General features: G+C 47.9%; 16 protein-coding genes. 4 read left to right on the top strand and 12 right to left on the bottom strand.

All coding sequences use genetic code 11. The annotated features are described in order from the left end of the window. Position 1: 1 nt before the first annotated feature. Together PSE6802_RS0102745 and PSE6802_RS27470 are read right to left on the bottom strand one after the other, a co-directional pair. Positions 2-1,000, bottom strand: a complete 999-nt coding sequence (locus PSE6802_RS0102745; RefSeq protein WP_019498539.1) for a glycosyltransferase family 4 protein — start codon at positions 998-1,000, stop codon at positions 2-4. Between the two features lie 176 nt (positions 1,001-1,176). Then, a protein-coding gene (locus PSE6802_RS27470; RefSeq protein WP_156815385.1) for an IS3 family transposase occupies positions 1,177-2,342 on the bottom strand; the annotation gives its coding sequence in 2 pieces (ribosomal slippage) (positions 1,177-2,072 and positions 2,072-2,342; 1,167 coding nt in all). Positions 2,343-2,526: 184 nt separating this feature from the next. On the opposite strand from PSE6802_RS27470, the gene PSE6802_RS0102730 reads away from it, so the two are divergent. After that, on the top strand, positions 2,527-3,138 hold the full coding sequence (locus PSE6802_RS0102730; protein WP_019498537.1) for a toprim domain-containing protein: 612 nt from the start codon (positions 2,527-2,529) through the stop codon (positions 3,136-3,138). Between the two features lie 53 nt (positions 3,139-3,191). On the opposite strand, the gene PSE6802_RS0102725 is transcribed toward PSE6802_RS0102730, so the two are convergent. Then, the gene (locus tag PSE6802_RS0102725) at positions 3,192-3,560 is read right to left on the bottom strand and encodes a type II toxin-antitoxin system VapC family toxin (protein ID WP_225902630.1); all 369 of its coding nucleotides are present in this window, start codon (positions 3,558-3,560) and stop codon (positions 3,192-3,194) included. A 63-nt stretch (positions 3,561-3,623) separates the two neighbouring features. Then, positions 3,624-4,022: a hypothetical protein gene (locus PSE6802_RS0102720; protein WP_019498535.1), complete on the bottom strand. Its 399-nt coding sequence runs from the start codon at positions 4,020-4,022 to the stop codon at positions 3,624-3,626. A gap of 81 nt (positions 4,023-4,103) precedes the next feature. On the opposite strand from PSE6802_RS0102720, the gene PSE6802_RS0102715 reads away from it, so the two are divergent. After that, the gene (locus tag PSE6802_RS0102715) at positions 4,104-5,540 is read left to right on the top strand and encodes a trypsin-like peptidase domain-containing protein (protein ID WP_036945125.1); all 1,437 of its coding nucleotides are present in this window, start codon (positions 4,104-4,106) and stop codon (positions 5,538-5,540) included. Here the strand turns inward: PSE6802_RS0102715 and PSE6802_RS0102710 are convergent. The 6 genes from PSE6802_RS0102710 to PSE6802_RS0102685 all read right to left on the bottom strand — a co-directional run bounded on the left by PSE6802_RS0102710 (position 5,537) and on the right by PSE6802_RS0102685 (position 11,001). Then, positions 5,537-5,980, bottom strand: a complete 444-nt coding sequence (locus PSE6802_RS0102710; RefSeq protein ID WP_225902629.1) for a peptidoglycan-binding domain-containing protein — start codon at positions 5,978-5,980, stop codon at positions 5,537-5,539. The two genes, PSE6802_RS0102715 and PSE6802_RS0102710, sit on opposite strands and share 4 nt — an antisense overlap. A 105-nt stretch (positions 5,981-6,085) precedes the next feature. After that, positions 6,086-6,634 (bottom strand): gamma carbonic anhydrase family protein, encoded by a 549-nt coding sequence (locus PSE6802_RS0102705; RefSeq protein WP_019498532.1) that lies wholly within the window; start codon positions 6,632-6,634, stop codon positions 6,086-6,088. 6 nt (positions 6,635-6,640) lie between these two features. After that, positions 6,641-8,050 (bottom strand): hypothetical protein, encoded by a 1,410-nt coding sequence (locus PSE6802_RS30700; protein WP_019498531.1) that lies wholly within the window; start codon positions 8,048-8,050, stop codon positions 6,641-6,643. 80 nt (positions 8,051-8,130) lie between these two features. Next, a complete protein-coding gene (locus tag PSE6802_RS0102695; RefSeq protein WP_019498530.1) occupies positions 8,131-9,189 on the bottom strand; it encodes an undecaprenyldiphospho-muramoylpentapeptide beta-N-acetylglucosaminyltransferase in 1,059 nt (352 codons plus the stop codon). 105 nt (positions 9,190-9,294) lie between these two features. Beyond that, positions 9,295-10,323 (bottom strand): GTPase ObgE, encoded by a 1,029-nt coding sequence (gene obgE, locus PSE6802_RS0102690; RefSeq protein ID WP_019498529.1) that lies wholly within the window; start codon positions 10,321-10,323, stop codon positions 9,295-9,297. A gap of 57 nt (positions 10,324-10,380) precedes the next feature. Beyond that, positions 10,381-11,001, bottom strand: coding sequence for a glutathione S-transferase family protein (locus tag PSE6802_RS0102685; RefSeq protein WP_019498528.1), 621 nt, complete (start codon positions 10,999-11,001; stop codon positions 10,381-10,383). Positions 11,002-11,269: 268 nt separating this feature from the next. On the opposite strand from PSE6802_RS0102685, the gene PSE6802_RS0102680 reads away from it, so the two are divergent. Continuing rightward, positions 11,270-11,881 (top strand): Uma2 family endonuclease, encoded by a 612-nt coding sequence (locus PSE6802_RS0102680; protein WP_019498527.1) that lies wholly within the window; start codon positions 11,270-11,272, stop codon positions 11,879-11,881. Between the two features lie 35 nt (positions 11,882-11,916). Next, entirely contained in the window at positions 11,917-12,048 is a 132-nt protein-coding gene (locus PSE6802_RS34610; RefSeq protein ID WP_263970285.1) for a hypothetical protein, read from the top strand. Here the strand turns inward: PSE6802_RS34610 and PSE6802_RS0102675 are convergent. Together PSE6802_RS0102675 and lipB are read right to left on the bottom strand one after the other, a co-directional pair. Continuing rightward, positions 12,029-12,871: an FkbM family methyltransferase gene (locus PSE6802_RS0102675; protein ID WP_019498526.1), complete on the bottom strand. Its 843-nt coding sequence runs from the start codon at positions 12,869-12,871 to the stop codon at positions 12,029-12,031. The genes PSE6802_RS34610 and PSE6802_RS0102675 overlap by 20 nt on opposite strands. A 215-nt stretch (positions 12,872-13,086) precedes the next feature. Then, positions 13,087-13,749, bottom strand: coding sequence for a lipoyl(octanoyl) transferase LipB (lipB, locus tag PSE6802_RS0102665; RefSeq protein WP_019498524.1), 663 nt, complete (start codon positions 13,747-13,749; stop codon positions 13,087-13,089). Positions 13,750-13,761: the final 12 nt, after the last annotated feature.

Here is a 13,761-nt window from a genome sequence, read left to right as displayed (position 1 = left end):
CTTACCCCCTACAAAACGACCAAATTAAATTTTTCCACTCTTGATTGTAAAACTGCTGTGCGTTTTTGACATTTCTTCTGCCATTTTCAGCCCAAGTGCTTAATGTGTTGTCACTCATGTTACAGAAGTTCGCGATCGCTTCCGTTAAAGCTTGTGGATCGTCTGGTTTGACAAGCAACCCACAATCTTTTACTTGTTCGCTCAATCCATCCACATTCGCCACAATGACTGGTTTTGCAGCAGCTTTTGCCTCTAGACAAACATTTCCCCAAGGCTCCCATCGCGATGGAATTACGACAGCATCACAACCATCTAAAAAAGTTGGTAAATCTTCAACTAGACCAAGGAATTCAACATTTTTCTGGTCTTTGGCTATCTGTTTTAGTTGCACTTCATTCTCACCATATCCCCCAATCCGTAATTGCAACATCCGATCGGAAAGTTTTTGCATCGCTCGCAAGAGAATATCAAAGCCTTTCTGCTGGTTAAATCGGCCATAGGCTGCTAATACACGCGGATGCTGCCACTCCTTTAGTGGTATAGCCAGTAATTCTTGAATAGATGGGGTCTGAGTAATTACCTTCAGTTTTTCTGGCGTTACAAGACGATGTTGTAGCATCCAATTTGCCTGAGCTTGCGACACAGAGACAACGCGATTAGCTAAGCTGTGACAAGCCCGTAGCATAATGCGAAAGCGGGTTTTGGATTTAACATTATATTGTTCGAAAGCCTCAGAGTAATGGTGATCGACAATAATCACAGGACATCGCTGTCGCATGTAATAAAGTTGCGACAGCAGAGTCCAATTACAGGGAGCATGAATGATGATTAAATCTGGCTTAGATCCTACAAGCGCAGATTTGGTCTCTGCAACTGAGCGTATAGAAAACGTACAGTCATCTCCAATACCAGATTCGAGAAATGCTTCTATACATTTGATAACGCCACCGACTTTACGATCGTCTAAGATTTTAAGTACTTGAAACTTTGTACTAGACATGCATATCGGATGGGTATGCTTTACCATCGTTCCGATACTTTAGCGTAACACTTATTAACACTTATGGAAAGAAGGCGAACGAAAAAAAGCGCGGGTGTAGATGAAGTGGCCCCAATCGCCTGAACAACTTTGAGGGATCTCTAAGCTCTGAGAAATTGAGATCTCTAATTTCCTCATCAAGTGGTTTTAGGAAATGATTCTCCAGTGGAGACACTACCTGAAAGCCTTTCCCAGTAAACAAGTTCTGGGGTGCGATAATTCAATGCTTGATGCGGACGCTCTTGATTATACCAATTAAACCATTTTCGTACTTCCTTATTCAAATGAATACCATCTTCGAAAGCGATTAAGTAAATCAACTCGTATTTCAGCGATCGCCACAACCGTTCGATGAAAATGTTGTCGTAAAACCGTCCACGCCCATCCATGCTGATTTGCACTCCAGAGGCTTTCAGACATCCTGTAAAGGCATTTGCGGTAAACTGACTGCCTCGATCCGAGTTAAAAATCTCAGGACTGCCATACTGAGCAATTGCCTCCTGCAAGGCTTCAATGCAAAACCTTACTTCTAAGGTGTTTGAAATCCGCCAAGACAAGACTTTCCGACTGTACCAGTCCATCATTGCCACGAGATAGAAATGCCCTTTCAGTACTGGCAAATAGGTGATATCAGTACACCAGACCTGATTGGCGTCGGTAATAGCTAATCCACGCAGCAGATAGGGATATACCTGATGCTCTGGATGTGCCTGGCTTAAACGGGGCTTGGGATAAATCGCTGCTATCCCCAACTGACGCATCAACCGTTGTACCCGTTTGCGATTCACCTCATGACCTTGTTGGCGCAGCACTACGGTCATGCGACGACTACCATAAAATGGTGTTTCTAAGTATTGCTGGTCAATCAGCTTTAACAATCTCAACTCTTCCTCTGTGGGTGCTTGCGGTTGATAGTAGAAGCTGGAACGAGCAATCCCTAGCAATTGGCATTGCCGCACCATACTCAGTTCACAATGGTCAGACACTACCAGGGCTTTGCGTTCTTCAACCCCAACTGTGCTGACCTGTTGGCTAAAAAATCCCGTTCTACCTTCAACTGTCCGATCTGACGATATAACTCGTCAATCTCGGCTTGTTGGCTCTCATCAGCTTTATGCGCCCCACTACTTTTCTCAAACAGGCTAATGGCTTCATCCAGCAACTGTCGTTTCCAGTTGTTAATCAGCGTTGCATGAACTTCATACTGACTTACCAATTCCGAGATGGTCTTCTCGCCCCGAATCGCTTCCAGGGCAACTTTCGCTTTGAATTGCGGATTGTACTGCTTGCGTTTGTTACTCATGAACTACTCCTATCATTATTTTGTGTGGTTCAGAGCTTAACCCCCTGTCCAGTTTTTGGGGTCCACCTCAGATCTTGGCACTGGAGTAAGGTGCGTTTTACCGAATAGCAATATAGAGAGAAGTGAGATCGAGAACTGTTTTTGGCAAGATAATCGTCCTGGATTCTCTTCTCTCCTATTTAAAATGGGAGCAAGTAGTTTAGCCTTTATTCCACTTCGTAAAGCAATTATTGTAGAAGGAGCAACAGATATGCTTCTCCTGCCGACAATATTTCGGCAAGTAAGCCAAAGAACATCCCTAGGATTTCAAATTGCTCCAGGACTTTCAGTAGCTCCAAAGTCGATTTTAAGTTTACTTGAAAATGAAGCACCTAGCGTAGTTTTTTTGACTGATAATGATGCTGCTGGTAAGGAACTAGCTAAGCAACTGAAGGAGGCTGGGATTGAAGAATCACGAATACTACACCTGCCTGGTGTAGAAGGTACAGTTTTAGAAGATTGCATCAATAAGGAATTATATTTAGAGGCTATCAATAATGAGTTTCTGAATTGGAATCAAAATCCACCAATTATGTCCTTGAAAGATTTGCCAGATATAAACCGCCCAAAGGCTTTAAGCAAGTGGTGTAAAGCAAACAGCATTAAACCACCTGATAAGAAAGTTATTGCATATCGACTACTTGATTTTGCAACTGGGGAGCAACCAAAGATTCTCATTCCCTCAGATATGAAGGAAGCATTTAAGGAGTTGCACGAAAAGATAACTCATGAATTAAGTTTACAACAGCAAGACTAAATCAGCATCTTCAAGTTGCAATGTGGGTTTCTCGGTGTTAGCGCGATCGCTACCTAAAGCGTCCAATCCTCTATTTTCAGTCCCGGCACCTGCTCGAAATCTCGACGGTTGCGTGTCACGACTGTGGCATTGCTAGAAAGTGCGATCGCGGCAATCCGCATATCCTTTTGCATGCGCTTCTTCCGCAGACTAGGATAATCGGTTAGCATCTGTCGAAAACAGCGATCGGCGATATCATCCAGAGCTAATACCTCAACTTCTTGAATAAATGCCACAACTTTCGACAGTTTTGCATAAAGCCTGACCTGATGGTTTACCTGGGCAGGGTCATTGAGACGACCAACCCAACCATTAAATAGCTCCTGGACAGTCACGATTGTAATTACCAGATCTGCCTCAAACTCAGCAACTTTACTTCTCACAATCGGATGATTTTCTAGCCAGAGAGGCCCACGATCCGTATCTAGAATATACAAGCTATAACCTCAACCTTCTAGCGAATAGACTGAGGGATCGACTTCTGTATCATCCTCAACATTCCTCTCTGCTCGAATGGCAGCAGCAATTTCCGCAAAGTCTGGATCGTCTTGAAATATCCCAGCAAACTTAGTCCAAGGATTTTCCGATCGCGGCTTAAAACCCTTCAAATTTCCTGTCAATTGCTCCGACGGCAAAGCCACATCCCACAGAATGGTTTCGATGTAAGCGATCCGTTCCAGAAAAGTAGCTTGAGCTCCTGCGATCGCTGCTTCTCGCGTTGCTGCCTCTACTCGACAATCGGGAAATTCAACAACTGAAGCAACAATCGTGCCCGAAGCCTGCACTTCTAACTGAAGCGTTACCCTTAGCCTGCTAGCTGTGGTTTGCGTACCATGTTGATGCATAATACCTGCCTAGCTCGTTACTTTAGCTTTATTCTGACATAATGTACATAGTCGGTTTGCATTAGGTTGGGAGACTGTCAGTTGAGAAAAAGGTTAGCTAATCTTCTTGCCTGTAGCTGGTTGTTGGTGGGTGGTGCCAATGCAACAGGGCTTACTATTGGCGCGATCGCTGCTCATGCTCAGGAATCGAATGGGAATATCGCGCAGAACTCGGACGAGCAAACCAATATCCGCGTTTATCAAGTCGCTGCCCCCGCAGTAGTATCGGTTCAGGCCGAACGGGGATCGGGAAGCGGTAGTATTATCGATCCTGGTGGGTTAGTCTTGACCAGCGCCCACGTAGTCAGAAATAGCAAGAAAGTCACGGTCATATTATCGGACAAGCGCAAGATCCCCGGTCAGGTGATTGCCAGTACCCGCAACCCTGACTTAGCTCTGATTCGCTTGCAAAACCCTGGTAACTTACCTAGCCTCAGTATCGGCTCCTCCAGTCAAATTCAGGTGGGCCAGCGTGCCTTTGCGATCGGGAATCCCTTTGGTCGGTTTGCTGGGACGCTCACCACAGGCATTGTGAGCCGCATTGATAGCGATCGCAAATTAATCCAAACCGATGCCGCGCTTAACCCAGGTAATTCCGGCGGCCCCTTGCTCAACAGTAAGGGCGAGTTGATCGGGGTAAATACCTCCATATACACCGCTGCCAATCGCGACGGTAACATCGGCCTGGGATTTGCGATTACCGCTGATACGGTCAAAGAATTCATCCAGGCAGCACAGCAAGGGCGCATTACTAGCTCGACCGCAACTCCAGCAGCCAAAACGCTGCGACTCAACGGGATTGCTTTGAACGAGTCCCTTGGTTCGGGAGACGAGGTGCTTTCCGATGGCAGTCTATTCAAGATCTACCAGTTTCAGGGACGTGCCGGTCAGAGAGTAACAATCGAAATGCGCAGCACCGATATCGACCCTTACCTGGTGCTCTTCGATCCGACAGGCGACAAAATTGCCGAAGATGACGATAGTGCTGGTAAAAAAGATGCTCGCATTGATGCCACCTTGCCAGCCAACGGCACCTATACGCTCTATGCCAACTCCTATGAAGTGGGAGAATCGGGTAAATTTAACCTCACAGCCAAAACTAATGAGTCAAACCAGTCAGATCGGCCAACTCTAACTGCGTTTAACAACCGTTCGGGGATTCTTTTGCAACGCAACGGCAGGCTGGGTACGGGTAGTAGGGTGTTGGCAAAGGATGGCAGCTTGTTTGAAACTTTCAGCTTTAGTGGAGTTGCCGGACAGGTGGTTAAAATCACCTTGAGTAGCGGCGATTTTCATCCCTACGTAGCGGTGTTTTCGCCAGACCGCAAACTATTGAATGAAAACAACGGCCTTCCAGATCGTAAAAATGCAGCTTTGACAGTGCAACTGCCTCAAACAGGCACCTATCAAGTGATCGCCAATGCCTACGATCGCCGAGGGCGGGGAAATTACAGCCTGATCGTAAAGCGGGTGCGCTAGTGCGGTAATTTGCTGAGGGCGCGCCAGGTATAGTAACCAGCTACGCCATCGGTAACCAGGCCGCAGCGCTGTTGAAAATTTCTCAATGCTACATCTGTAAGCACGTCAAACTCACCTGTAACTTGATGCCAATAAAAGCCGGTTTGCTGCAATATCGTTTGCAGAGTCACTACCGCCTGGTTGCGCGTACCCAGTCGCACCACTGGCATATCAACTGGCCCACCTGTATAGAGCGTGTGCCAGGTTAAGGCATCAACCACACCTGTTTCTGGTAGGAACACGCGATGTTGCCAAACGCATACAGCCTGGCGGAGGGCACTGTCAAATTTACCATCCATAGCACTTGCCGTGTCTTCCCAAAGCCCCCAAAGTCTTAAGAGTCTTTGTAATTCTGCCACATCCTCACCCTTATCGCCTTGCTGCAAGATCGGCTTTTTCATGTTCGCTCGAGCAATTTCACTGGGGGTAGCTACTTGCATACGGTTTTAGGCATTATGGTACAAATGTTGACACTACTAGCATACTCGTGTTGCCAGACTTTGCCCTCACCCATTTGCTCGATCCGATCGCATGACCGATCCAAATCCCGTATCCGTGCTTTTGCCCGCATGGCAGAGTGCTAGTCGGTAGTACTTCTCAGCGTGTGCGATCAGATCGGCGATTTCTGCTTCAGACAGCGATCGCATTACTTTAGCAGGTACGCCCGCCACCACAGTTCCAGGCGGTACGTCCTTAGTAACTACAGCACCCGCTCCCACAATGCTTCCAGCCCCAACTCTCACGCCTTCGAGGATGATTGCTCCAATTCCGACGAGACTACCGCGACCGACCTCCAAGCCGTGAATTACAGCGCGATGCCCGATCGTCACGTATTCGGAAATCAGCAATGGCAGGCCTGGATCGCCATGCAAGATCGCACCATCCTGAACGTTACTACAGGCACCAATCCGTATCGCATTTAAGTCAGCGCGAATCACGGCTTTGTACCAAATACTGACGCGATCCGCTACCTTGACATCGCCGATCGCCACCGCATCAGGGGCAACAAAAACAGCTTGGGACAAATCCAGTTGAGGGAAAGCAAAATCGGGCATGAGTTTCTACCACATTGCACTAAAGTCGTCTAGAGTTTCGGGGTTCTCACCAGTAGATGTTTTAGCAGATTTTGACTCTGTCTTAGGTACACTTGAGATAGCATCACCAAGCTCATCAATATTGGTGAGATCGTCCAGGGTCATGGCAGCCCTGCGATCGCTACGAGAAGAAGTTCGAGACTTAGGTGCGGTACTTACTGCACTCGCGGATACATCAGGCGTAGAACTAGCGGATGTAGAGCTAGTCGAGATATTCTCTTCATCAGGTGCGGTGGATTGAGAAGTGGATTTGGATGTGTGGGATGGGGATGAGGATATGCCGCTATCGTCAAGCAGTGGCAATACGGTGCGACTGGTTATGATTGCTTGCCTTGGCGCATCCGACTGGGGGCTACTCGTGGCATCGAGATCGTCAAACCAGTCATCTAAAGTATCGTCCTTGCTTTGCGCTGGAGGTTTTAAAGTGGAATCCGGATCGCGTTTGTCTGGTACAGGCTCTAGATCTGGTTCGGTTACAGGAATGGATGCTTGCGGTCGAGAAGATGTCTCTACATCATTACTGGACGGCTTGCTAGCGCTCGATTTCTCGGTTGTATCCAGTACCTCAAGCGTAATCGCACCAGGATAAGAAATGGGCGGCGGATCGTAGTCTTCCGCTTCAAACAAAACTTTAGTGGCCAGGCGGATCCTCGCTTTTTGCCACGATTGACCGGGCTGCAAGATAGAAATGCTCGATACGATCAGATCGCCGTTACGATCTGTGTGACTGAACTCCGCGATCGCATCTAAAAGCGTTCTGAGCGTAGGGCTAGAGGCAAGATCGCTGAATGAGAAGTTAGATCTGGAGATCATCTGCAACAGTTCCGTCAGAGTAGCTACACATCTCACCGCTCCGCTAGATTCATCGATAAAGCGAATGATGATGTCTTGATATTCCTGAAACCTCTGCTTGTGTTGCACTAAGGGACTAGCATTGGACAGAATAATACTTTGACTGCTTTGAGGACTCTGGCGATCGCTTGGGGGCGCTGATGGTTGTTGTGTGGATTGGATTTGTAATGGTTCTCTCGGTTCGCTTAAGTCCGTATTTCTATTTGGTTGCGTTGTGGCACTAGCATCGATGGCAAGATCGAACTCAGTATTCCAAGCAACAATGCCGCTACTCCCCCTAAAAGACAGGATACGTACTTGTTTAATCGCCTCGACTTGCAGAGTTTCCATGCCCTTTCTAATTAGAGCAACCACCGCCTTTTGATTGGGTACTTGTAACGATTGCAAGCTTATTTCCAAGCAGTCACCTTGCAATGCAGCGCTTGTGGTAATGCCTTTAGGCAAAAGCGAACGGTCGATCAAAGCTGCGATCGCCTCAGCATTACCTTGCTGGGCAAGTTCTAGCATACTGAGCTGTTGTGCCATAACCTCATACTTAATGCCTAAATACAGACTACAAAGCGGATACGCCCCTTAGCGTCTAAATAGCAACTAGAGTATACAACTTAAGTTGAGATTCGATCGATTAAGTGCATAATTTGGGCGATACCATCCCCACCATCTATATTGCCCATTTTGGCGATGTAGTTTTGCTTAGAGGCAAATAAATCTGCAACTGCTCGTACCAAACTCTCGGGTTTCAAATCTTCTTCGAGCAGGACAGCACTGTAACCTCGATTGGCAAACGAATTGGCATTCAGGATCTGATCGCCGCGACTGGCCGCTTTAGATAGGGGGATGAGTAAATTGGGTTTCTGTAGTGCCAGAAATTCAAAAATGGCATTAGCTCCTGCTCGTGAAACTACAATATCCGCCATGGCAAGGATATCGGCTAGCTCTGCCCCTAAGTATTCAAATTGTTTGTAGTTGGGATGAGACTCCAATTGGCGATCGCTTTGCCCTTTGCCGCAAGCGTGAACGATCTGAAACTGAGATGCGAGTTGCGTCAAACTGGCTCTTACCGCCTGGTTAATTTTTTGCGATCCGGTGCTGCCACCAATTACCAGTAAAACGGGTAGCGATCGCGTAAAGCCGCATAGATGCCTGCCCGCATCCGCATCACCGCTCAAGATCTCCTGCCGAATTGGCAACCCCGTAAGAATAGCTTGGGGGACGTATTGCAAAGTCTCGGGAAATGTAACGCAGATTTTGGTGGCAAACGGTATAGAAATTTTGTTCGCTAGGCCAGGGGTCAGATCGGACTCGTGGATAATGACGGGCACGCGATTGAGCCAACTGGCAATAATTACAGGTACGGTGACGAAGCCCCCCTTAGAAAATACGGCATTGGGCCTTATTTTACGGATGAGGCAAAAGGCATCGACGATACCTTTCAACACCTTAAAAGGGTCGGTAAAGTTTTGCCAGTTGATATATCTTCTCAGTTTCCCCGAGGAAATACCGTAATAGGGGATGCCCAGATCGGTAATTAACTGACGCTCGATCCCATCATGGGAGCCAATATATTCAACTTGCCAGCCCGACTTTTGCAAGCTGGGAATCAACGCTATATTGGGAGTGACGTGTCCGGCTGTCCCTCCACCAGTAAGTACGATCTTTTTCATCTAGTAGACCAGAACAAAAGTTTTGAGGGAGTGGAGGGGGTGCAACCCCCTTCTGGGGGCGCAGCCCCCACGCCCCCAACGTTAGAGAATTTACGATCTGCAACACTAGTATGCAACTTTTTCCTGCGATCTAATATCTTCTGGTTGCGAGTCGAGGCTTTGCCACACTGCTTGCAAAAGCCGATCTAATCCCTTTTTCGCCGCTGCCGAAATAATTAGAGGTTGGATCTGGATGTGGGTGATAAATTGGGCGGCGATCGCTTCCGCTTCTGCCTCCGTTATGGCATCCGCCTTATTCAGTACCAGAATTTGGGGTTTATCGGGTAAACCGTGCCCGTAGGCTGTGAGTTCGCTTTGGATAGTTTCGTAACTAGCTAAGGGTTCCTCAGCAGTCATGTCCACCATATGAATCAGAATGCGAGTGCGTTCGACATGGCGGAGAAACTCGTGACCCAGACCAATCCCCGTATGTGCTCCCTCAATCAGGCCGGGAATATCCGCAAACACCACACCATCGCCGCTCGGTTTGGACACGACACCCAGATTGGGCACCAGCGTTGTAAATGGGTAGTCTGCCACCTTAGGACGTGCTGATGACAGTACGGAGATCAACGTGGATTTCCCCGCATTGGGCAAACCAATAATCCCCACTTCCGCGATCAGCTTTAACTCCAGGCGCAGGTGGAATTCCTCACCTGGCAGTCCGGGCAAAGCATATTCTGGCGCGCGGTTGCGATTGCTCAGAAAATACTTATTACCTAAGCCACCTTTGCCGCCCTTGGCAACAAGGAGTTGTTGCTGCGGCTCGAGCAGATCGCCAACAATTTCTTCAGTCTCAGCGTTAATCGCTACCGTACCGCAGGGAACTTTAATAATGCGATCCTTACCTTGCGCCCCAGTCATATTATTAGGCCCGCCGCGCTTGCCGTCTTCAGCTTTAAAAATATGCTCGAACCGAAAGTCCAGCAGCGTTTGCAGGTCGGTTGTAGCTTCCAGGACGATCGAACCGCCATTGCCACCATTGCCACCGGATGGCCCACCCGCTGGTACATATTTCTCGCGCCGAAAGGCAACGATGCCGTCGCCACCATTGCCCGCTTTTACCTGAATTTCAACTCGATCTATAAATTGCATACCGATCAGTTTACTGCAAGGGAGCTACAGAACCAATGCATTTACTATGCTCGCCATTCAACTAATCCCTTGCTGTTGCATTGCTCGCTGTACGCCTTCATCTTTGAGACAGTTTTGATAAAAGCGCTCTATATTGGGATAGGCAGATAGTTTATCTGGTAAACCGTTATTACCCCAGCGAATCATTGCAAAAGCATAAGGGTCGGCGACCGTCCGGCGATCGCCAACAATGTGCTCCTTATCCGCTAGATGCCGATCCAAATGGCTAAAAACGCGATCGATCAACTTGTAGGATGCTTCTTTCACCGTGTTTCTTGCCGATTCGCTGTCTTCAGTCCAGTAGCGTTGAGGCGCAAAAAACGGAAAAAATGCCGGGTGCACGTCGCCCGTGAGAAAGGCTAACCAGTAATCGAGTTCGTAAGCCCCCTGTAAAGTACCGTCATCGCCGAGTTTAGCGCTGGGATATTTGTGAGCTAGATATTTCAGCAACGCATCGGCCTGGCTCATAACACCACTATCGCCATCGATCATGGCGGGAACTTGCCCCAAGGGATTGATCTGGAGATATTCCGGATCTTTCGGCTTGACCCTTTGCAACTCGTAAGGTTCGCCAATCCACTCCAGAACAATATGAGGTGCAAGCGCGCAAGTGCCCGGAGCATAAAATAGCTTGATCATATATTCCTCTCAAAAAAATAGTAATTACTCATTTAGTCGTTCGCGTGCTTTAGGGTTATGATGCCACAACAAATTACTTTTGTTCTGGAGCGCCTAAAATATTGTTATCTTGCTACGATCGCAAATTAGTTAGGGCGATTGATTGGCCTCCCATATAATGGTTCCTTGGTAAACGATCGCTCTATGCCCCCTATGCCTAAATCAGCCCCATCCCAGACCAATTATGAGTTTTAAGTGGGTGTTGGTTCTTTTAGATTAGGAGATGGTCATGATTTCAGCCAGAGAACAGGAGCGGTACTTTACCCCTGAAGAGTATTTTGCTTGGGAAGAACAGCAGCTAGAAAAGCACGAGCTAATTGATGGTCGTGTGTATGCGATGAGTGGCGGGACTCAAAATCATAGCGCGATCGCAATTAATTTTTTGTTATTGATTCGATCTCACTTGCGAGGCAGTCAATGTCGAGTTTTTAATTCAGATGTAAAGGTTAACATCCTCCATACCCCCAACTATACTTATCCCGATTTGAGCGTGACTTGTGACGATCGCGATCGGGAGCATCCTCTCTATATCACGTATCCTTGCTTGATTGTGGAGGTTTTATCGAGTAGCACTGAGGCTTACGATCGCGGCAAGAAGTTTGAAAGATATCGCCGCAATCCGAATTTGATTGATTATGTGTTGGTGAGTTCGGATGAGATGGCGATCGATATTTATCACAAAAATGATGCGGGGGATTGGTTGATTTTGAGTTATCGATCGGGCGATTCCCCAGAGGGGATGCTACGCGATCGCGTGGAGCTAAAAAGCATTGGGTTAAGTTTGCCGATCGAGGAATTCTATGAAGAAATTGTGTTTGAGCCACCGCCTGATGCGGTTTAGTGTCGATCGGTTGGGAGAATGTGTGGGGGTAGGCTATGAGTTCTGACATGGTGCCAGAAGGTTATGGAGCGTTGCTGGTAGAGCTGAAGCAACGAATTCAATCGGCTCAGGTGCGGGCGGCTCTGGCGGTGAACCGTGAGTTGCTGCTTAGGATTTTGACGAACTAACCTTGTTGACCAACCGATTCAAGTAAGTAACGGCGAAACTAGTTCCGATTTTATTGTCTAGAGCCGCAAGTACTAGATGGGCGAGGTCGTACGACCGCAGTATATCGTGAGCGAGTACGGCATATTTGCGCAGCTTTTGGGCATCGAGTTCTTCGAGGTTCATCCAGTCGCGCACGTAAAGCGCATCCGCCCAAAGGATCTGACGGACTCCCGAATTGATATCGCGGTTGGCCATAAGCGGCTTGAACGCACGCCGCCCAACGCTGTCGAATGCGTGGAACTGAAAACCCATACTTCTTAAAAGAATATCTACGTCAGCAAACATTGGCTGATTTCGATAGAGTTCTACAAACAAAACTTCAGCTTGAATGAGAAGCGTACCAGCAAGGAGGCGCGATGCGTTCTGAAAGACGGTCAATTCGCTCCCTTGTACGTCGATTTTAATAAAATCCACATTGTCTATTTCGCTCAGATCGTCAACCCGTGTAGTGCTTACTAAATGCATTGCAACTGGTTGCACAACTTCCGCCAGATTCTGAAATTTTTCCAGGAGTGGAGAGTTGGGTTCGTAAAGCGATCCGGTCAGCGACCAATTCGTCTCGTGGAAAATCGCCGTCTTCCCGTCACCGACAAAGCATGGGAAAAAGCGATGCGGCTCGCCGTATTCCCGATTCAGGCGCTCGCACTCCTGGGGATTTGGCTCGAAGCCAATTATCCGCGCCCGCCCAGCATCCACCAATGATTGGTAGGGTGGTCGTTCGTTGAGTGCAGCTCCGATGTCAAGAATATCGATCTGCAACTCTTCCGGAAAAAGCTCAAACATGCTCCACATTGTAAATGCGCCCTCGATCGAGATACTGGCTTACAAGCCAATTTTGCCACAAAACGGCAAGCGATCGCTCTTAAATCAGGTGCTGGGCAATTAAAACTAACTCCATATTCTTCATGGTTTCCTCCCGAAGCAAATCGAACACCTGGCGATCTAAACTGACAAATTCTGGCGTAAGCATGGTATCCAAACTACGGGAGCGCTCCAGGTTAACGTTCGCTCGTATCAGCAAGCAGGTGAAACTCGACATCGAAAACTAGAGCGAACGACTGCGCGATCGCTACCTTAACCAGTTCAATATCAATGTCAGGAACGAATTGGGCAAGCTGACAGCAAGCGCGATCGCGAATACCGCAGGGAACGATGCGATCGAAGCCAGCTAAGTCCATATCTACATTCAGTGCAAATCCATGCATGGTTACCCAACGACTAACTTTTATGCCAACTTGAGCGATCTTCTCACCGCTCACCCATACCCCCGTTAGTCCTGGTATGCGATCGGCAAGCACGCCGTACTTTACCAGTGTCAGAATAACAATTTCCTCTAACTGTCGCAAGTACCAATGCAAATCCCGCTGATAGAAATTGAGGTTGAGAATAGGATATCCAACAATTTGTCCGGGCGCGTGATAAGTTACTTCGCCACCTCGCTCAATGCGATGGCATTCAATTCCGGGTGCGTCCAGCTCGAACTTCAAGAACTCCAAGCTAGAACCTTGCCCCAGCGTGTAAACGGGTGGGTGCTCCATCAGCAACAAGACATCGGGTAAACTCTCATCCTGTTTGCGTGCTGCCACTAAATCCTTTTGCCACTGCCAAGCGCTCTGGTAAGGAATGGGGCGATCGCTTTGATATAACAAGCACTGACGCATAATTAGTAAAAT

This window comes from Pseudanabaena sp. PCC 6802 (assembly GCF_000332175.1).
Taxonomy (GTDB): Bacteria; Cyanobacteriota; Cyanobacteriia; order Pseudanabaenales; family Pseudanabaenaceae; genus PCC-6802.
Note: the sequence above shows the minus strand (reverse complement) of the source record. Positions and strands in the feature narration are given on the sequence as shown.